This window comes from Olivibacter sp. SDN3 (genome assembly GCF_014334135.1).
Taxonomy (GTDB): Bacteria; Bacteroidota; Bacteroidia; order Sphingobacteriales; family Sphingobacteriaceae; genus Olivibacter.
The window spans coordinates 2,271,597-2,292,400 of the sequence record NZ_CP060497.1; the positions used below are offsets into that span (position 1 = coordinate 2,271,597).

At 42.9% G+C, this 20,804-nt stretch carries 13 protein-coding genes; 6 read left to right on the forward strand and 7 right to left on the reverse strand.

All coding sequences use genetic code 11. From position 1 onward, the window contains the following. Positions 1-75: 75 nt before the first annotated feature. Both H8S90_RS09270 and H8S90_RS09275 read right to left on the reverse strand, forming a co-directional pair. Positions 76-1,563 carry a RagB/SusD family nutrient uptake outer membrane protein gene (locus H8S90_RS09270; protein ID WP_187342271.1) on the reverse strand — a complete coding sequence of 496 codons (1,488 nt, stop codon included), beginning with the start codon at positions 1,561-1,563 and terminating at the stop codon, positions 76-78. A gap of 20 nt (positions 1,564-1,583) precedes the next feature. Then, positions 1,584-4,739, reverse strand: coding sequence for a TonB-dependent receptor (locus H8S90_RS09275; RefSeq protein ID WP_187342272.1), 3,156 nt, complete (start codon positions 4,737-4,739; stop codon positions 1,584-1,586). A gap of 413 nt (positions 4,740-5,152) precedes the next feature. On the opposite strand from H8S90_RS09275, the gene H8S90_RS09280 reads away from it, so the two are divergent. Further along, positions 5,153-6,715: a glycoside hydrolase family 43 protein gene (locus H8S90_RS09280; protein ID WP_222852267.1), complete on the forward strand. Its 1,563-nt coding sequence runs from the start codon at positions 5,153-5,155 to the stop codon at positions 6,713-6,715. A 22-nt stretch (positions 6,716-6,737) separates the two neighbouring features. On the opposite strand, the gene H8S90_RS09285 is transcribed toward H8S90_RS09280, so the two are convergent. The 3 genes from H8S90_RS09285 to H8S90_RS09295 all read right to left on the reverse strand — a co-directional run bounded on the left by H8S90_RS09285 (position 6,738) and on the right by H8S90_RS09295 (position 10,320). Beyond that, positions 6,738-7,400 (reverse strand): LemA family protein, encoded by a 663-nt coding sequence (locus H8S90_RS09285; RefSeq protein ID WP_187342273.1) that lies wholly within the window; start codon positions 7,398-7,400, stop codon positions 6,738-6,740. A gap of 92 nt (positions 7,401-7,492) precedes the next feature. After that, entirely contained in the window at positions 7,493-8,281 is a 789-nt protein-coding gene (locus H8S90_RS09290; RefSeq protein WP_187342274.1) for a LytTR family DNA-binding domain-containing protein, read from the reverse strand. Continuing rightward, on the reverse strand, positions 8,278-10,320 hold the full coding sequence (locus H8S90_RS09295) for a tetratricopeptide repeat protein (protein WP_187342275.1): 2,043 nt from the start codon (positions 10,318-10,320) through the stop codon (positions 8,278-8,280). Before H8S90_RS09295 ends, H8S90_RS09290 begins: the two co-directional genes overlap by 4 nt. Before the next feature lie 124 nt (positions 10,321-10,444). Here H8S90_RS09295 and H8S90_RS09300 point away from each other — a divergent pair, with 124 nt between their 5' ends. Beyond that, positions 10,445-12,298 (forward strand): RCC1 domain-containing protein, encoded by a 1,854-nt coding sequence (locus tag H8S90_RS09300; protein WP_187342276.1) that lies wholly within the window; start codon positions 10,445-10,447, stop codon positions 12,296-12,298. Here the strand turns inward: H8S90_RS09300 and H8S90_RS09305 are convergent. Beyond that, positions 12,290-12,703: a hypothetical protein gene (locus H8S90_RS09305; protein WP_187342277.1), complete on the reverse strand. Its 414-nt coding sequence runs from the start codon at positions 12,701-12,703 to the stop codon at positions 12,290-12,292. The genes H8S90_RS09300 and H8S90_RS09305 overlap by 9 nt on opposite strands. A 208-nt stretch (positions 12,704-12,911) precedes the next feature. Here H8S90_RS09305 and H8S90_RS09310 point away from each other — a divergent pair, with 208 nt between their 5' ends. Next, on the forward strand, positions 12,912-14,327 hold the full coding sequence (locus tag H8S90_RS09310; protein WP_187342278.1) for an arylsulfatase: 1,416 nt from the start codon (positions 12,912-12,914) through the stop codon (positions 14,325-14,327). A gap of 69 nt (positions 14,328-14,396) precedes the next feature. Here H8S90_RS09310 and H8S90_RS09315 read toward each other — a convergent pair whose 3' ends face one another. Beyond that, positions 14,397-15,107, reverse strand: a complete 711-nt coding sequence (locus tag H8S90_RS09315) for an RluA family pseudouridine synthase (RefSeq protein WP_187342279.1) — start codon at positions 15,105-15,107, stop codon at positions 14,397-14,399. A gap of 272 nt (positions 15,108-15,379) precedes the next feature. Here H8S90_RS09315 and H8S90_RS09320 point away from each other — a divergent pair, with 272 nt between their 5' ends. The 3 genes from H8S90_RS09320 to H8S90_RS09330 all read left to right on the forward strand — a co-directional run bounded on the left by H8S90_RS09320 (position 15,380) and on the right by H8S90_RS09330 (position 20,799). Further along, positions 15,380-15,964: an RNA polymerase sigma factor gene (locus H8S90_RS09320; protein ID WP_187342280.1), complete on the forward strand. Its 585-nt coding sequence runs from the start codon at positions 15,380-15,382 to the stop codon at positions 15,962-15,964. Positions 15,965-16,095: 131 nt separating this feature from the next. Further along, entirely contained in the window at positions 16,096-17,283 is a 1,188-nt protein-coding gene (locus H8S90_RS09325) for a FecR family protein (RefSeq protein WP_187342281.1), read from the forward strand. A gap of 201 nt (positions 17,284-17,484) precedes the next feature. Next, a complete protein-coding gene (locus tag H8S90_RS09330) occupies positions 17,485-20,799 on the forward strand; it encodes a TonB-dependent receptor (protein WP_187342282.1) in 3,315 nt (1,104 codons plus the stop codon). The last annotated feature ends 5 nt before the right edge of the window (positions 20,800-20,804 follow it).

Below are 20,804 nucleotides of genomic sequence, written 5' to 3' on the forward strand. Positions count from 1 at the left end.
TATAATGTTTCGGGTAATTTAAGTTTTATAAATCTTGGATGAAAGAACTTTGGGTTCGAAATGCTCATATTAAAGTCAATAACCGTTAGCAGGCAGATGCTCATTCAGATCACGTTCTTCTAGTGGTATAGGAAAGAGGTAGTTTCTGGCAGCTGGTGTTACGCCAGGTTTTGCTATGGGTACGGCGGTTTCTAATGTTCCTGTACGCACCAAATCAAACCAACGGTGTCCTTCTGCTACAAATTCCATTCGACGTTCTTGAAGTATAGCTTGTCGGATAGCGTCACGTCCCAGATTGGTGTAGTCTGGTAGTGTGTTTTGGTAAGTTGATCCATCAAAACGGGCTCTTCTACGAATTATGTTCAGGTAAGTGAGCGCAGCTTCCGTCTGATTGAGCTCATTGGCCGCTTCTGCATAGGTTAACAGTACATCGGCATAGCGTATTACCGGAAAGTCTGCTTCAGTACCTCCAGCATTGGGTTCGGCAAGGCTATCCCAATATTTTCTGATATATGGCATGATAGAGGTTGTAGATCCATCCTGATTATTGATTTCCGTTATAAATGTCACTGCTCGTCTTCTATCATTCGGTTCAAAAACATCGTATAGCTGTTGCGTGGGATATTGCCAGCCTTGTGCATTAACTCCAGGGATCATTCCAGTAAGTTCTCGGGGAAGGAGGCGGATGTTCTGTTGTCCATCCTCCCAGAAAATAATAGCTCCACCAGCAAATCCAAAACCGACGGAAAAAACAGCCTCTTTGCCTCCACGGTTGCCGATGCTGAATGCTTGGGCGTAATCATCCCACAAACCATATTCATGCCTCGGCTCATTGATAATTTCAAGGGCTTTGGCCGCCGCTTGTTCCCAGTTCGCTAACGTGAGGTATACTTTGGCTAATAAGGCTTTTGCTGCACCAGTGGTTGCCCTGCCTCTGCCGTTACCCGCTGGGTAGCTAAAGGGGAGCGCTTCGGCTTCCTCGAGGTCTGCTATAATCTGTTGATAGATAATTTCTACAGCTGCTACCTCAGGAACGAGAGGCTCTTCTTCCTGTAGAACAAGGGGTATACTACCAAACATACGCACCATGTTGAAATACAGTAAAGCACGTAAAAACCGAGCTTCTCCTATCAGTCGGGTACGTAGAGTGCCATCCATGTCAATTGCCGGAATGCGCTCAATGGCAATGTTAGCAACGGTTATCGCTTTGTAATGGATACGCCATATCTCCAGTAACGCACTATTCTGGGAGGCATACGTGAAGTTTGCCAATTGATCGAGCGCTGGAGCTCCGGGTTGTTGGTTATGGAGCTCATCGGAAGCTAAACCGGCTGCAACCCAAAAGGAGCTATGATAAACCCCAGCAAAGGAGCCTTCATTGATAGCATTTAAGTAGGCATAAATCGAATTAACTGCAGAAATAGCGTCGTCTGCAGTAGTATAGAAGTTAGCCGTGGAGACAAAATTTTTGGGATCTTCCTCCAGAAATTTTTTACAACCGGAATATAGCAAGCCAAATGCCAGGATTAAGCCTGTTTTATAAAGATTTTTCAGCGTATTCATAGCGTGTAATTGCATTATTATTAAAAACCAATATTTAATCCGAAAAGCAAGGTTTTGGCCATGGGGTAACTGCCGTAATCAGCCCCAATGAAGGTGGTGCTTTGGCCATAGAAATTCACCTCTGGGTCGTAGCCTTTATACTTCGTCCAAGTAAAAAGGTTAGTTCCACTTACATATACGCGCAAGCTTTTCATTCGAAGATTTCGAAGCAGATTTTCGGGTAGCGTATACCCCAGCACGATGTTTCGCAGACGGATATAGGAAGCATCTTCAACAATGGTCGATGAGAAGGTGTTGACGTCAAGACTGCCGCTTGCTAAAGCCCTTGGGTATAGGTTACTAGGGTTGTCCGGTGTCCATCGGTTGAGTGCCGCCTCGGCTAGCGCGTTTTGTTCGCCATTGAAGTTTTGCAGTTCGAAGGAATTGAAGTTAGCCAACTGGTTACCTTGGGAACCCTGAAAGAAAAAGCTGAAATCAATGTTTTTATAAGTAAAAGAATTGTTGATACCCCAGGTGAAATCTGCTTGAGCATTTCCGATGAGTGTACGGTCATTCTCGTCAATTACGCCGTCATCATTGATGTCGCGGTACCTACGATCGCCCGCCCTGGCTCGAGAGGCAGGATTGGGGGAAGAGGCCTCTTGCCCTCTCAATACGGCGCTACTGGCGGCCTCTTCATCTGTCTGGAATATACCGTCGAAAATATATCCGTAGAAGGAACCAATGGGTTCACCTACCCGTAAAATACTCCAACCGGGGGCAAAGCCTCCCTGTAAAATATCATCATCGCTGTTGAGCCTGGTAACCTGATTTCTATTGACAGAAAAATTGATCGCAGTATTCCAGTTTAGTTTTCCGGTGGTGTTTACCGTCCGAATGTCTAAGTCGAAGCCTTTATTCTCCACGTTTCCAATGTTGAGAATCGATGTAATAAAACCGCTGGTAGACGGGATGGGGGTAGAGAGCAGTAGGTCGGTGGTTTTTTTATGGTAGTAGTCGGCCGTAATGGTGACTCTGCTCTGAAAAAGAGAGGCGTCTAAGCCAATATCTAGCTGTTGGGTACTTTCCCATTTTAACCGGTTGTTTGCATAGTTGAGCGGTTCTTTACCTTTATAAACTTCACTGCCTTGAGAACTGTTGAAGACACCCTCGCCAAAAGGGCCTACCAAGGGAATGGATTGATAAGGTGCGATCGCCTGGTTTCCGATCAATCCATAACTTGTTCTTACCTTAAGGTCGTTGAATACATTTACATTTTGCATGAAGGTTTCATCGGAGAGTCGCCAGGCGAATGCTCCTGAAGGAAAGAAACCATATTTATTTTCACTTCCAAATTTTGAAGAGCCGTCCATCCTGCCACTGAGCGTGAAAAGATATTTGTCATCCAGTGTATAGTTGATGCGGCTAAGGTAAGATACCATGCTCCAGGAGGATTCTCCATTGGCCGGCGGTTGATGATTAAGTCCTGATCGGATATCGTGATAACCAGTGCGGTTATCAGAAAAACCAAAAGAGAGCATGTTGCTGTTTTCTTGAAAAAACTTTTGTATCATATTACCCGCTACAATGTTTAGCTGATGTTTAGTGTTGATGGTTTTATTATAAGTGATCGTATTTTCGTTGAGCCAGGTTAATGCTTGACTATTACCAATCCCTACTTCACCCTCACTGCTATGTGCCCGTTTTAGGAAGTTAGGCACAAAGGAATTCTCTTTGGTAAAATATTGGTCGATACCAAAGCTAGTTTTAAATTCCAGCCCTTCAATGATTTTAAAATTCGCAAAAGCATTTCCCAATATTCTGGAGCTTTGGCTGACGGTTTCCATCTCGCGGTCGGCCACCGGATTGCTTAACCCCCTGCCTCTGTCGTCTTCAAAGGTGTAACCCCCAGGGCCATTGGGATCATAAATTGGTTGTACCGGATTAAAAAGGAGGGCAGAGGTTGTGATGCCGGGCAATAAAGTGCCTAAGTTGGTCAATACACCGCTGGTTGCTAATCGGCTATAGGTAAAGTTGGTCCCTACAGCAAGTCTTTCCGTTAACTGTCGGTTTAGATTGGCCCGGAAAGAATAGCGGTCATAGTCAGAGTTTGCAATAATTCCCTTTTGCGAGAAGTAACCTCCGGAGAGCGCATACTGTGTTTTGGCATCGCCACCGGAAAGCGACGCCTGATAGGTAGCCATTGGCGCATCTCTTAGAATCTCATCTTGCCAATTGGTGCCTTCTCCTAGATTCTGAGGGTTTACATACACAGGAGTGGCATTTGCGTTGAGCTGGGCTTCATTTACCAGGTCTGCAAACTGGGCAGCATTGAGCACTTCCACTTTATTGGATATACGTTGCATACCGTAGTAACTTTCGAAGTTAATGGCAGAAGTACCCTCTTTCCCTTTTTTTGTAGTAATCAATATCACTCCATTGGCGCCTCTCGAGCCATAAATGGCAGAGGCTGACGCATCTTTTAGAATTTCGATTGATTCGATATCATTAGGATTAATTGCCGATAAAGGATTGATGCTGGGGCTTCTATTGGTGCCCGCTCCAATACCTTCGCTATTGACCAACATACCGTCTATCACATACAGAGGCTCGTTACCTGCATTGATGGAACTGGTTCCCCGAATACGGATAGAAGTTTGTCCACCCGGTTGCCCCGAAACCTGCGTAACTTGTACCCCAGCAGCGCGCCCCTGCAATGCCTGGTCGATGGAGGTGGCAGGGATTGCCTGGAGTTCTTCAGCTTTAACAGAAGAGACAGACCCGGTAAGGTCACTCTTTTTAGCGGTACCATATCCTATAACCACAATTTCGGAAAGCTCTTCCGATTGAGCGGCCTGCATCACGATCGAAATCGTGGTCTGGTCAGCTACGTCAATCTCTTGGCTATTAAAACCAATGGAAGTGAAAACCAATGTAACGTCGTCCTTAGGCAGATTAATGGTGTAATATCCGTTGTCGTTCGAGGTGGCTCCCCTGGCCGTGCCCTTAACTTTAATAGTAACCCCCGGCAGAGGAGTTCCATTGTTCGCTGTTATCCTGCCGCTAATTATTCTTTCCTGCTGTAATATACCGCTGAACGAAGAAACGGAGTGTCGGGGAAGCGCTATTGCATAACTGCTGCCTAGTAGCAAGTAGCAGCTAAAAAACAGCCATTTCATTTGTTGATTTTTTCTCATGTATTTTATTTTAAAAGGTCGTCAATTGGAGCAAAAAAGCATCACCGAACTCCTTGTGGCCGGAGGAGAGTCAACGGGCTGATGACGCCTTTGCATATAAAATGTATATGATCTAAGCTGCTATTTAAGCCAGTAATGTTTTTTACTTACATGATGTTATAATTGATATTTCAAAGCTACCGTACGCTTTTTTAGCAGTGTTTGCCTTTTTTGATAAATTATTAACTTATTTTGTGTGGCTTTAGGGAGAAGTTCCTACAGCATAGATTACGTTATTTCCGCTATATAAACAGATTCAAACGGTAGAGGAGAAAACAAAAATGAATTTACCTGTTTTGTCACCAATGAATAGATGATCCCGATAGAATTTAAGTTTCGTTTAGGATTTTTCTGATTGTAAAAAAAAATAAAAAATGAACCCGATTGTTAAACTATTTGTTGTTTATATTTTTTGTTGTTTTATGTTTGAAGGCGCAGTCGTACACGGTCAGCGTTTAGGAATAAACCCAGCTGTACCGGGAGACTTTGCCGATCCTTCGGTAATCCGTGCAGGCGAGTTGTATTATGCTACTGGAACTTCGTCCGAGTGGGCACCGCACTTTCCTTTGTTCAAATCCTCAGATCTTCAGGAATGGGAACAGGCGGGCTACCTATTGATGGAGACCCCAGAGTGGGCAAGTGCCTCTTTCTGGGCACCCGAATTGTTTTATCACCAAGATATGTTCTACCTCTACTATACTGCCAGGCGTAAGTCAGATGGCGTTTCTTGCATAGGGGTAGCTACCAGTCCTTCAATGGATCAACCGTTTAAAGACCATGGTGTGCTGATTGCTTATGGTAGTGAAGCTATTGATGCATTTGTGTTTGATGACAATGGTCAATTGTATATCACCTGGAAAGCTTACGGGCTGGATGAGCGTCCTATCGAGATTCTGGGAGCGTCCCTATCTGCTGATGGCTTGAAACTTAACGATGATACATTTACACTGTTGAAGGATGAACAGGGGATAGGTATTGAAGGGCAATGTTTGGTGAAAAGGAATGAATATTATTATCTTTTGTATTCCGCTGGCGCCTGCTGTGGTTTAAAGTGCGATTATAATGTAAGAGTTGCCCGTTCAAAAAGTGTGACTGGGCCTTACGAAGATTTTGAAAAGAATCCCATCTTAGCGGAAAATAGTGAGTGGCAATGCCCTGGACATGGTACACTCGTGAGCACGCCTGAAGGAAAAGATTATTATATGTACCATGCCTATCGAAAAAGCGACAATGTTTTTACCGGGCGACAGGGCCTGTTGGATGAGTTGTATTGGGAGGAGGCTAGTGAATGGCCTTATTTTGATGTTGACGGAAAATCTTTAGGTATTATAGCAGAAGATCTTAAGAAAAAAGAATGGAGCGATGACTTTACCGGCAAGGGATTGGCGGATCTCTGGCAATGGGATTTCAGACATGCAAGTCCTAAAACGTCAATCAATGAGGGCGTGTTACTTCTATCAGGAGAGACAGATTCCGAGAATCTGGTAGGGACAGCGCTGACTATCCGACCAGCTTATGGAGAATACGCTGTTACAACGGAAGTAACCAATCAAAATGCGTCGCTGAAGTCCTTGGTAGTATATGGTGATATGGATCAGGCGATAGGTGTGGGAGTGCGTGATGGACATGTAGAATTATGGGAAGTCAAAGATGGAAAAAGACAAGTTTTTCAGCAGAAGCAAATTGCACAGGGATCTCCTGTACAGTTGAAAATTGAAGCGCAGGAAGGAGCAATTTATCGGTTCTTTTACAAACAGCAAAACCAGCCTAATTGGACGGAATTAAAAGATGTAGCAGAATATCCTTATAAGGCCAGTTTTTTGCCGCCGTGGGATAGAAGTCCGCGTCCGGGATTGGTACATCAAGGAGAGTTAGCCGATCATGCATCTTTTTCAAATTTTACCATTACTTATGGAACGGTATCTGGAGTTTTATGACTTTAAACTTGTTCAAGTGTTGCTATTTATTGGTGTTATTTTCCTTTATTTTGGTGGCAAAGTCTTTACCTACTTTGCCTGCTTTACTAGCGAGATTAACGACTTTATTGCCAGCTCCACTTAGCATTTGCTGTAAACGTTCGCCATCGTCGGTCTTAAAGTCCTTCAATGAAGTTATCTCATTGATGCCGGAAATGTCGAACTGTAAATAGGGCGCTTCCGGAAAACCGAAGGACTTGGCAATAAAAACAGTGGGTACCCTTACCCTTTTTGTATTGTATTCTTTTACAGCGTGATTGTATTTCTCACGCGACTGTTGAATGTTCAGTTCGCAAGCTTGTATACTGTCTATTAAACGATGGTATTGTTCACTTGCCTTCAAATTGGGGAATTTCTCTGCGATGCCCTGAACGGTGGCCAAAACGGTTCCAGATTGTTGGTAAGAATTGGCCATGTTGGCAGTAGAAGTATCCTGAGATACCTTGAGTTGCACTAATTGCTCACCCTCTTGATAATTCTTGACCACATCAATTAATTGATTGATCGAAGCGAGTTTTTTACTTAGCGCAACTTGAATGTTTGAGCCATTCGCCCTTACATCTTGCGCAAGTTTTTGTAAACTGTTATAAGAACTTACTGTACCAAACAACAGACCTAGAATAAGCAGGGTAAATAAAATCAACATAATATTTTATATTTTTTCTCCTTCGATATACGAAGGAATGTCAATTTAAGAAAAAAGTCAAGCTTGATTTATTAAGCGATTATAGGTATTGCTTATCCGTTTCTTTTTGAACGATAAATGACGCTTTGAATTTTTTGTAGAAAACCATCTTTTCGACGTGTTGCTACAGGTAGCTCATGGCCATCTTGGAGAATAACGGTGCCCCCCTTTCCTTTATGATAACGAAGAACATATTGGAGGTTGACGAGGTGCGACTGATGGATACGATAAAAATGATGGGGGGATAGTAGATGTTCAAACTCCTTGATGGTTTTAGCCACCATGATATTTTTTCCATTAACGAGAAATATCGTGGTATAATTTACATCGCTCTGGCAACGGGTAATCTCTGTTATATTCAGTAATTCAAAACCCTGTAAGGAGGGAACCATTATCTTCGAAAGCCCTTGCTTAAACAAAGATAAATTGTTAAATAAAAGCTCAAGTTGTGCATGGTGCTGCTTGGCTTCGTATAAATTTTTTCTTTTTTCCACAGCCACGATCAAATCCTCCGGATCGATCGGTTTAAGCAGGTAATCCAGGGCGCTGAATTTAATTGCCTGTAGGGCATACCGCTCGTAAGCTGTAGTAAATATCACCGAAAAACTGGGTTGATCAAAACGCCGTAACAACTCGAAACCAGTATTTTCGCCTATTTCGATGTCAAGAAATATCAAATCCGGTTGAGTGGATTGTATCGCGTTGAATCCTTCCTCAAACTGTTGGGCATGCCCTAATATTCGGATATCGTCTCCGCAGTGATGCGCCAAAAGCTGCGTCAATCGTTCGATGGCGTGTGCTTCATCATCAATTATTAACGTACGTATCATACAATCGCTCATACTATAGGTAATTTTACCGTCACGCGCGTGCCGGGTGTCAAGTCGTTGATACTGATATCTGCCGTATGGCTTCCATTTTCGTTGCTTAAGAGTTGCAGGCGTTCCCGTGTAAGCTGTATGCCATAGGATTTTCTTTTTTGTGCGCGCCGGACCTTACGACCTTTCCCATTATCTTCGATGGTACATAGCAAGTGCTGGTTTTGCTGAAGGATAGTGATATTCAGATGTCCAAGGCTTGTACCGTCAGAAAAACCATGCCATATACTGTTTTCTACAAAAGGCTGAAGAATTAAAGGAGGTACGCTGGTATTTTCAATGTCTATGGCCGGATCTACCGTTATGCTGTATGCAAAAGTATTGTTCATACGCATCTGTTCAAGTTTGATATAATGCGTGAGCAGGTCCAGTTCATCTTCAAGCGGAATAAGTTTTTCTTGTGAATATTCAAGTGTAGTACGCATGAGCTTGGCGAACTTTGTGAGGTAATAGTCGGCTTGCTTGTAATCCTGCTTTAGAATATAATGACTAATGGAGTTCAGGCAGTTGAAAATAAAATGAGGGTTCATCTGTAAACGGAGTACCTTCATCTCCGTATCACTTATTTTTGTTTGCAGTAGAAGTTCCTGCTGCCGCTGCCGGTAATTTTGGCGTTTTTTATAAATAATAAAAGCGATCACTCCAAGTAACAGTAAAAATGTAGCGCATATAATAATCAATTTTTGTTGCGTACGCTCACGCTGTAGCATCAACTGGTTCTGGAGCTCTTTTCTGTCGGCTTCAAACTGTAATTCTTTTTTAACAATGGCTATCTTACGGTCTTCCCCTAAGAGGGTATCTTTTAACGAGGCGTAGCGATGAAGGCTTTTTAGCGCTTCCGGATGTTCTTGTAACTGTTCGTGAACCTTACTGATGAAATACATCAAATGCATTTCTCTTTCTTTCAGTTCACTTGATTGTGCATAGCTAAGTGCTTTCTGTGCGAGGCTTAGGGTTATGGAGAGACGATTTGCTGCTCCATATCCACCATGCTGGAGTGTGCTGTCGGGAGCAGCTTCGATGGCCTCTGCCCAAGAAGTATATAGTGCGCTCATAGCGTTTGGGTCTGGGCTATGGACAAACAGGCTATCGGCTTTTCTGAAGAATAAAAAGGCTTCCGGATAATGCTTCATGCCCGCATAAACCGTAGCGATCCCTGTTAAACACCGCGCTTCGCCTCTTGGGTATCCTGCCTCTTGGTTGATCAGCAAGGCTTCTTTAAATAGGTTAAGTGCTTTTGTTTGGTTACCTTGTTCATCATACAGCGAAGCGATATTGGCAAGCAGATTGCTTTTGGATAGGGCATTTTGGCCATTCATATAACCTGCTAAGGCCTGATTGTAATAATGTAAGGCTTTAGCGTAATTACCCATCTTTTTATGAACAAGACCGATATTTTCAAGCGCAAGCTGGGAAATGTACTGTTCATTACCCTCAAGCGCCATCTGATGGGATTTTTGAAAAAAATGGAGCGCTTCGGGATAGTTGGCCAAATGTAAATGAATAGCGCCTGTACTGTTCAGTGCATTACTCAAACGTTGTTGGTCACCAGCTTTTTCTAAGAGCAGATTAACCTGTTGCCGTATTGCAAGGGCTTTTCCGTATTCACCCCTATCGGTATACAACAAGGCTAAGTTATGTTGTGCACTGGCTTCGTTGATCACCTGCTTCCGCTGCCGGGCGGTTTGTATGGCTTTTTTAAACCAGATGATGGCCAGTGAATCTTGACCGCTTTGGTGAAGGTTTAAGGCTTTGTAGCTGTACGCTTTTGCTAATCTGATATCCTGTTGTGTTTCTTGTGCCAGCCTGATGGCTTCTTCAGCGTAACGGATACCGGCATTAGGATCTGTTGAAGAGTTGTAGAATGCGAGATCGATCAAGAGCGTTATTCTTGCCGTATCGTTAAGGTTATTTTGTGCAAGCTGCTGCCGAAGGGAGTCTATAGTTGCTTGCAGTGCCACAGTAAATGACAGGTAGCATAAGAAAAAGCCCAAGCTGCGCATAAGTGGTTGATTAGGTGGTGATCCGGTTAAAATTACGCAAAAAATAAGTAATAAGTAGCGAAAAATAAATGGTCCTTGTGTTATGGTGTAATCTTGAGTAATTTAATGTGCAAATTACAGTAATATGTGGAAGTACTTGATGATGGCATTGCTTTTCTTGCCTGGAAACAGTGGTGCCCAAACGAAAGCGAAAACAACTCAGGAAGCGGTTGAACAAGTGAAGCAAAATGTAGAAACATTAAAAAATCTATTTCGCAAAAAAAGTAAGGATTCAGCAAAGGAAGGGCAAGGAGAGCCGCAGGGAATGCAAGAAAGTACCATCTCACCCTTAAACGTGCAAGTGGTGGTGGGATACTATCATGTGCTGGCGATAGCCGACGGTGTCTTATATGGTTGGGGAGATAATACACAGGGGCAACTTGGTTTAGGGGTATTAAGTAAGGAATATACACCAAGACAAATTGGAACTACCAACGACTGGAAGATGGTTGCGGCGGCTTTTTTTCATAGTTTGGCGATAAAACAAGATGGGTCCTTATGGGCGTGGGGTTGGGGAAATAGTGCCGAAATGGGACTTGGACAAGGTAACTCGAAGGCACATTATCCTACACAGGTAGGTATAGACAACGACTGGAGGATTGTTTCGACAGCCTCAAGCAATAGTGTGGGGTTGAAAAATGATGGTACACTATGGGTGTGGGGATCGAACGTCAATGCCTGCTTAGGTGTAGGAAAAACTGCTAATTCGAGCGTTTATATCCCCACAAAGGTAGGAACTGATCAAGATTGGAATCAGGCAGTGGCTGGACAGCATGTAAATTTTGCAATAAAAAGCAATGGTACTTTATGGGCTTGGGGAAGGAATACCGGTAGCAATATATTGGGTATACGGACAGTTAACGATGTGGTGCAGGTGCCTACGCAGGTAGGGGTGGATAGTGACTGGGAAAATGTTTATGTACATAGTCGGCATGGGGGAGCCAGTGTGGTTGCGGTAAAAAAGGACGGCACCGTCTGGACATGGGGATCAAACCGCTCTGGAAAACTAGGTTTGGGTGATGAGCAGGAGCGACTTTACCCGGAAAGACTAACGGTAGAAGGTAATTGGATCGACTTTGCCTTTGGCGATAACTATACCATAGCCTTGGAGGGCGATGGTTCTTTATGGCATAGCGGAAACTACCAACGCTATAATGCGACTAAAATCGGTGAAGAATCGGGCTCGACAGTACTAAAAAGAATGCATATCAATGGCAGATGGCGAGAGGCACATTTGGGAATGAATTTTACGGCTTTGGTCGATCTGCAAGGAAATATCTGGACTTATGGGATCAATGCAAATGGCCAATTGGGATGGGGCGTCAAAGAAAGCAGCGACAAGCTGGTTAAGGTTGCCCTGCCTACACCTGTTATCGCGAATAAAACAACCAATTATGCATCTGGTGATAATGGACAGTTAAGCCAAGGCGCGGCCTTGCTGTTTGGAGATTTAAAGTGCAAGCTAAGTATTGCGGAGAAAAACAGTATATATAGTCAATTGGGTTTTGCTGTAGCGGATGACGGTAAACGGTTTATCCTTGGAGCAGAGGCAAAGGACTACCCTTTTGAAGCGTATGTTTTCCCCACAGACCTAAATAAAGATGGTATGGAAGAGTATTTCATCTTATATGGCAACTCATATACCTCAGGAATGACCGGGAGCAATATCATTGCTTTTTTAAAGGTGAGTGGCGGTGCGGATTATCAGGCCTACCTGGGTTTTCCCGGTACTTTACCCGACGTGTTGGAAGCAGCTGGTGAAGAGTGGCCGGATCTGGTTATTGGCGGACCGGGCTTTGAGCTTCCTGTTTGGCGATGGGACGGAGGGAAATATAATTTTCATCGAAAAATAAGTAGCTCAGATCTGGCCAAATCAGGTTCCGTGAATATTGAAGATGTCAGCAAAAAATATCTGGCAATTGACGCCGTACTAAGGTAAGCTGGCGGATGACCATACCAATTCGGGTTTTCCATCTTTGCATAGGATCTGATCTGGTGGAGAAGGCACACTGCAATCGGAGTAAACTGGCCATTTTTTATTGTATGCCAACTCTTTATGAGTGTACTCGTTCACTTTCTTCAAAAAACTGTTGGTGTCTAATTTGGTAGAATAAGCAATGTGACCTGTTGGACCACCGCAGGCTTTACTACCAATGGCCGTAACGCGCCAGTCTTCAGCGTTTTCACAAATGTGCGACAGCGACAATGCTTCAATTTCTTGTCGCAGTTCATCAAGTTGCCTCCTTTCTTCTTCTTGACTTAGTTCCAGACCATTTTTGTCGCAGGAAATGAAAGGTAATAAGACATAGCCTAATAAAAAAAATGCTAGTATTCGTCTCATCATGGTGTTAGTTTTAATGGTTAGTTGCTGTTATAACGGCTGTCATGTCTGAAATGTTACAAACAACCATTTTTTAGCGGCAATTCCATTCAGGAGTATGGATAAATTTTATTTAGGGCAATTAGATTAAATGATCTAATTGCTTTGCTTTTTATCAAAGATTATTATTATTGTAGCACAATTCAAAGGAGTGTGCAAGAAATAACCAACCATGATAAATAAAGCGTTTTTTAGTGTTATTGTTTTTTTTGCAATCAATTTTTGTTTTGCGCAAAGTGAAAATCAACGTCCCAATATCGTATTTATCCTAGCCGACGATTTGGGGTATGGCGATTTGGGTGTATATGGACAACAGATCATAAAAACACCTCATATCGATCGTTTGGCAGAACAAGGTATGCGATTTACGGAGTTCTATGCGGGCACTTCTGTTTGCGCGCCCTCTCGTTCGGCATTACTAACCGGGCAACATACTGGGCACACGTATATTAGAGGGAATAAGGAAATTGAACCAGAGGGGCAAGAACCTTTGGCAGATTCGGTACAAAGCTACGCACAACTTTTAAAAGAGGCGGGTTATGTTACCGGAGCTTTCGGGAAATGGGGCTTAGGAATGGTAGGCACTTCAGGGGCACCTTTAAAAAAAGGCTTTGATACTTTTTTTGGATATATTTGTCAGCGGCAGTCGCATCGCTATTATCCTACGCATTTGTGGCATAATGAACAAAAAGTGATGCTCGAAGGTAATGATTTAGCCCATAAAGTGCATTATGCGCCAACCTTGATTCAGGAAAAGACGTTGCAATTTATCGAGGAGCATCAACAAGAACCATTCTTCCTCTTTATACCCACGGTTTTACCTCATGCCGAACTTCAGGGGCCGGAAGATGAATATTACAAAATGTATGAAAATAGTTTTGAAGAACACCCTTATAAAGGAAATGATTACGGCCCGAACGCAACGGTTGCCGGCTATGCGGGAGTGGAGAAGCCACGAGCTACATTTGCTGCAATGGTTAGCCGTATGGATGCCTATGTAGGGGAGGTGCTAGCTAAATTGGATGAATTGGGACTTACGGAAAATACCTTAGTTATCTTTAGCAGTGATAACGGCGCCCACCGGGAGGGAGGAGCCGATCCAATATTTTTCAATAGTTCAGGTGGTTTGCGTGGTTTTAAAAGAGATTTATATGAAGGTGGGATCAAAACACCCTACATTGTTCGGTGGCCAGGAAAAATCAGAGCAAGAAGTGAAAGTGCCTTCATCGGCTCTTTCTGGGATGTGATGCCTACTTTATTGGATATTGCAGGCACCCCGAAAGCGAATTACACGGATGGCGTTTCTTTATTGCCTATCCTGTTGGGAGATGAGTCGGCCCAAGAGGCACATGCTTATTTATATTGGGAATTCCATGAAGACGGTGGTAGGCAAGCTATACGGATAGGTAATTGGAAGGGAATCCGCCTGCAAGTAGCCAAGAATCCCAAAGGCCCTATTGAGTTGTATAATTTGTTGGAAGACCCCAGGGAAGAACATGATGTAGCTGCTTCTCATCCTGCGATAGTCAAACAGATCAGCGACTATATGGAAGAGGCGCACACGCCAAGCAAATTATTCCCTTTTTAACATAAGGCCTGTTTTTACGGAGTCTGCACTGATTCTCTGCGCCTTATAGAGTTATTGGTGTTTCTTTTCTTAAGCCATGGCCAATGATGTTCGCTGATAAAAGCTTTCAAATTTTCTCCAGGCATGATACACAGGTAGGCCTGCCTTGATTGTTGTTTTCTCCTGATGAATGGGATGATCAAAGGTGAGCTCTTTAGCATGTAACAAAATAGAGGGTCTGCTGCCTTCCCGAGGAAAACCGTATTTATAATCGCCCACAATAGGACAGCCCATAGATGCCAATTGTACCCTGATCTGATGTGTCCGACCGGTGATTGGGAATACTTCTATTAAATGATAACCGTCAACCTCACCCAGTAACTGGTAATCAAGTTCTGCTCTAAGGCCATCACGGCAGGGTTCGTTGTAAACAGTGCTGATATTTTCTTCGCGATTGCGTGTTAGCCAATGTACCAGTTTGTCCTTTTCTTTTGCTGGCGCCTGACGTACAACTGCCCAGTAGGTTTTCCTTATCTTTCTATATTTAAATAATCGCTGCATACCTTGTAGGCCTTCTTCGGTTTTAGCAAACATGAGTGCCCCACTTACCGGTCGATCTAATCGATGGACGGCCTGTGCCCGCATTGGCCGTGCATAAGTATCTGACAAGTGCTGACTGAGCAATTCGTCTAAAGGCACATCATCATTAGACACTTTTTCTACTAAATAGTTGGCCGGTTTGTTCAGAGCAATTAAATGTTGATCTTCGTAAATGATATTTTGATAGATAATAGGCTGCATAGAACTTCCTTTTTTATCAAAAAAACACCTTAAACCTTAAACAAGGTGTATGCCATTTAAAAAACGTTTATACCGAGAAAAGGTTCTACTGAATTTTTTTCCGTTTTTATTACTTATGCTTGACCTTTGCTTGTCAAATAGTCAGCGCAAAGTATCGTAAATCCAAATCCTATAAAGAGTTGTTTCCTTAAATAAATATGTATTACCTTTAACCTGGTTAAAAATACGGAACGCTTGAAAACCTATAGCATTAGAAGTTAACAGCCCACTACATGGAAATTGTAGAAGACCATATATTGCTACAACAGCTATTATCCGGGAAAACGAATGCCTATGATATCGTATATGATAAATATTGGGAAGGCTTGTTCCTGTATACCATGCGTATTGTAAAAGACGCAGGTGACGCTGAGGATTTAGTACAAGAGTCATTCATGGCCCTGTGGCGGATGAATACCAAGCTTGGCCAAATTCAATCATTGAAAGCTTACCTCTTCGCGGTTGCTAGAAATAAAGCACTTAAACATATACAGGCTAATGTTCAGAAACTGGATTATGTAGATTCACTGGTTCAGTATTTTTCTGATAAATCGGAAAACCCGGAGGAAAAAGTGGTGCTGAAAGAATTAAATGCTTTTATCGATCATGAAATAGATAAATTACCGGAGAAAATGAAGGAAGTGTTCTTGCTGAGCAGAAAAGAACATTTATCTTATAAAGAGATAGCCGAACGGCTTGGGATTTCCGATGAGACGGTAAGAAAACAGATTCATCGTTCGCTGAAATACTTAAAAACAAAAATTAATAGGGAATACCTGTCTAGCGTTGCCATACTCCTAATCTGTAAATATTTATAACTGTGTAACTTCTCTTTATTTTAAAATTATTATATTCATTTACAGTTGTTTATGTTTTTGTTGGCGGTGGCTGTACCACTAATCGCTTAAAATCTACTCTTCTATATTAATCCAAGTGAACGATAGCTTCTATGAACCGAAATGATATTGAGAATTTACTAAAACGTTATAGTGAAAATAAATGTTCCGCAAGAGAAATCCAGTTACTTGAAGAGTGGGCGGATATTCGGTCGAGGAAGACTTATTGGGAATGGACAGATGGAGAACAGCGAATGACGACCGGATCTCGTATCAAAAAGCAGTTAAAGCAGATGGGTTACGGTGGGTCTGGAGAAAAAACGAAACGAATCTATCGTTTGAAAACTATCAGTATCGCGGCCTCTATTTTATTAGTGGTATCCATGCTCTATTATGGCTACGGAACATTCATAGTTGATTCTGATAAAACCAAGCTCCTTCAAACAGGTACATTACGGGAGGCTGTTTTGCCGGGAACCAAAACAGCGACCCTAACCTTGTCAAACGGATCGCGGATAAAACTGGCTGAAACTACAACGGGAGAGATCGCTCAAGAATCAGGTATTCGTATTTCCAAAAACGAAGACGGAGAAATTGTATACGATACAAGAGGCGTATCTCCTGTAAAAAATAAAAATCAAGCGAATGTCTATAATATAGTTTCCACTCCCCGTGGAGGTCAATATAAGGTGATATTACCCGATGGCACTAAGGTATGGCTCAATGCGGCTTCATCGCTTCGTTATCCAGCGTGCTTTGATATCACGGAAAGACGCGTGCAATTGCTTGGTGAAGCGTATTTTGAAGTCAATGGTCAGCATAGTGGTGAAAGCCAAGAAAAAGTGCCCTTTATTGTGTCCTCAGAACAGCAGGAAACGCTTGTTACCGGTACTCATTTTAATATTAATGCCTATCCGGATGAAAGTCGGATAGTCACCACACTATTAGAAGGGAGCGTTGAGGTGAAAAAAGGAGGACAGCAAATGGCTTTAGCGCCGGGGCAGCAAGTGGTTAATTTTAAGCAACACAAGCTCTTGAAGAAGAATGATATTGATGCCAGTTTAGCCATATCATGGAAGAATGGCTACTTTACTTTTGAAGACCAGAATATTCAAACCATCATGAAAAATATATCCCGATGGTACGATGTCGATATCATCTTTCAGGGAGATAGCCCGAAAAGGAAAATAGGAGGCACCTTTTCTAGGTCGAAAAGTTTGGATGATTTATTGAAATATCTTGAAGACTTAGCAAAGGTGCGTTTTAAAAAAGAAGGAAGGAGGGTTATTGTGATGACTTAAGGAGTATTTAAGCATAATAATTACCAAACAAACCAGAAGTGGGGAAACACCTCTGGTTAAAGCTTAAAATAGCCATATTAGGTAATTAACCAATTGTAACATATTATTTATTAATTATAACCTAATATTCAAATGTATAAAAAAAATACTGCATTTACGTGCAGCAGGAAGACCTATGCTTTCATTAAACGTCTATTCGTCATGAAATTATGTGTTATGTTGTTTTTTGCTACCATTTTGCAGGCTAAAGCAACTGTTTTTGCGCAGAATGCGAGCATTAAGGTGAAGAATGCATCCATCAAAACGGTAATAAAAACACTAAGGGAACAAACGGGCTATGATTTCCTCTATGCTACGGAAGACTTAGAAAGATCAAAGCCGGTGAGTCTTGATTTTTATGATGTCTCTTTAAGAGAGATTCTAGACGCATGCTTTAAGGAACAGCCGCTAACTTATCGCATCGATCATACGACGGTGCTTATCAAACCAACCGTTCCCTTGAGCATTGCCAGCGCAAGGCAAGTAACGGTTACCGGCAAAGTAGTAGATGTTGATGGTGAACCCCTACCTTCAGTTTCTATTAGTGTGAAGGAGAATCCGAACATCGGAACCGGCACTGACGAAAACGGCGTTTTTGCTTTAGATGTACCAAGCAATAGTGTATTGGTTGTGTCGTATGTAGGGTTTCGCACACAGGAGGTGCCCCTGAATAATCAAACCGACGTGCTGATTGTTTTAGAGGCTGATGCTACGGAGTTGGAAGAAGTCGCTGTTGTGGGTTTCGGAACACAACGAAAGGTTTCCTTGATCGGAGCACAATCAACAGTGAGTCCGAATGAATTAAAATTGCCGGTGGCGAGTCTTACCCAGTCCCTGGCAGGTAGGCTTGCTGGGGTAGTAGGCGTTCAGCGAAGTGGAGAACCGGGGCGAAGTACGGCAGATATTTGGATCCGGGGGATTGCTACTTTTGGCGGCAACTCCAGTGCGCCATTGGTACTGGTAGATGGCGTGGAACGTTCGATCAATAACCTTGATCCTGAAGATATTGAATCCTTCACGGTATTGAAAGATGCTTCCGGAACGGCTGTTTATGGTGTTAGGGGGGCAAACGGTGTAATCTTGGTGAAAACCAAATCCGGAAAAATCGGAAAACCACAGATTTTCTTCGACTACAATGAAGGAATAAGCACTTTTACCCGTAGGCCGAAACTTGCTGATGGTATCACTTATATGAATATGGCAAATGAAGCAAGCGTGGGAAGAGGGCTTTCAGAGCGATACAGTCAAGAGTATATCAACAACACGGCCTCCGGTATTGACCCTTTACTTTACCCGAATGTGAACTGGATGGACGAGATATTTAACGAAACGAGCAGAAACAGACGCGCCAATCTCAATGCAGGTGGTGGAGTGGAGAATGCACAGTATTATGTATCGCTTGCTTATTTCAACGAAACGGGTTTTCTGAGAACAGATGATCTGGAACAGTATAATTCCGCCCTGGATTTTAAACGCTATAATTTTACCAGTAACCTCAACCTAAAATTAACGGCTACAACTCGACTGGATTTAGGCCTGCAGGGCTTCGTTTCCAATGGCAATTATCCAGGCGAAAATACAGAAGATATTTTTGGTTCGGCCTTTGACGTATCGCCCGTAGAGTATCCCGTGATGTATCCTGGGGGTTTTATACCGGGTAGAGCTGCACAAGGGGGGTTCCGAAACCCTTATGCCGATTTAACCCGAAGGGGCTATCGTACGGAATTTAGAAATCAACTCTATTCGAATATCCGCTTAACTCAAGATCTGGCGATGCTCACGGAAGGACTTAATGTGAGTGCCATGTTTTCTTTTGATGCTTATAATGAGAATTTTATCAAACGATCGAAACGGGAAAGCACTTATTTTCCCGACATGAATCGGCCTTATAATGAAGACGGAAGCTTGAATTTAGTAGAAACATTTAATAGCGGCGGAAATTATTTGGGATATGACCCCCATAGAGCAGGTAATAGGCGTTTTTATACCGAGGCGTCTGCCAATTATGATCGTGGTTTTGGGAAACATCGTGTGGGAGGTTTGGCGTTATTTTATACACAGGATTATAATAACCCCTTTGCTGGCAGCTTTACGTCTTCCATTCCGGAGCGTCAGGTAGGGCTGGCTATGCGGGGCACATATTCATATGACGATCGCTATTTCGTTGAACTCAATGCAGGATATAACGGCTCGGAACTTTTTGCTCCCGGAAACCGCTACGGTTTCTTTCCTGCCTTCGGGTTGGGCTGGGTACCTTCCAACGAAAAGTTTTTTGAACCGCTAAAAGGGGCTGTTTCCTTCTTAAAATTCAGGTATTCAGACGGGGTGACAGGTATTGGCCGTATAGGCGATGGAAACGGGAGACGATTTGCTTATCTTACTTTGGTAGCCGACAATGCGTTAGGTTATGCTTTGGGTAGAGGATTTCAGAATACCGGTGGTATCAATGTAACCGATTATGGCGTGGATATTCGTTGGGCCGAATCACGGAAACAGAATTTAGGTGTAGAAATAAGAACATTAAAAGATAACCTTTACCTCATATTTGACATTTTTAGGGAGAATAGAACAGGCATATTCTTGCAGCGGCAATCAGTTCCGAGCTTCATTGGACTCGAAAATGCACCTTTTGGGAATTTGGGTGTGGTGGATAACAGAGGTTTTGATGCAACGCTTGAATACAATTTTCAGCTAGGGCAGGTTAATCTCGGACTGCGTGGAAATATTACCTATAACATGGATAAATTGGTGAACGACGATCGGCCTGAGCAACCGTATCCGTGGATGAGCTATCTTGGAAATAACGTGTTATCCCGCTATGGCTATATAGCCGAAAAACTATTTGATACACAAGAGGAAATCGATAATAGTGCGGTTCCGGGTGATCGCTCAAAGATACGACCTGGAGACATTAAATTTGCTGATCTGAATGGTGACGGCCTCATAAACGATTATGATCGAACACGGATCGGCCGCGGAGATGTACCTACAACCGTATACGGCTTTGGATTTGATTTCTCCTACAAAGGCTTTGCCCTCAGTACCTTGTTTCAAGGAGTGCATGATGCAGATGTCATGTTGGGCGGTTCGGCAATTATTCCTTTCAATGGCGGTGGCGGTTTAAGCAATTCTTACAGTAACATAACCGATCGATGGACACCCGAAAATCCACGCCAAGATGCCTTTTATCCAAGACTTGCTTACGGTGAAGACCAGAATTTCAATAATATCCAATCAAACAGTTGGTGGGTGAAGGATATAAGTTTTTTGCGGCTAAAGTCAGCACAGATCAGCTATAATCTACCACGGCATTTCACGAACAAATTCGGCATACAGAATGCCGCTGTATACCTGATCGGTATGAACTTGTTAACCTTCAGTAAATTCAATCTGTGGGATCCGGAACTAAATACCAGCAATGGAAGTAAGTATCCATTGGCCGCTACCTTATCTCTCGGTTTAAATCTTAAATTTTAACACGC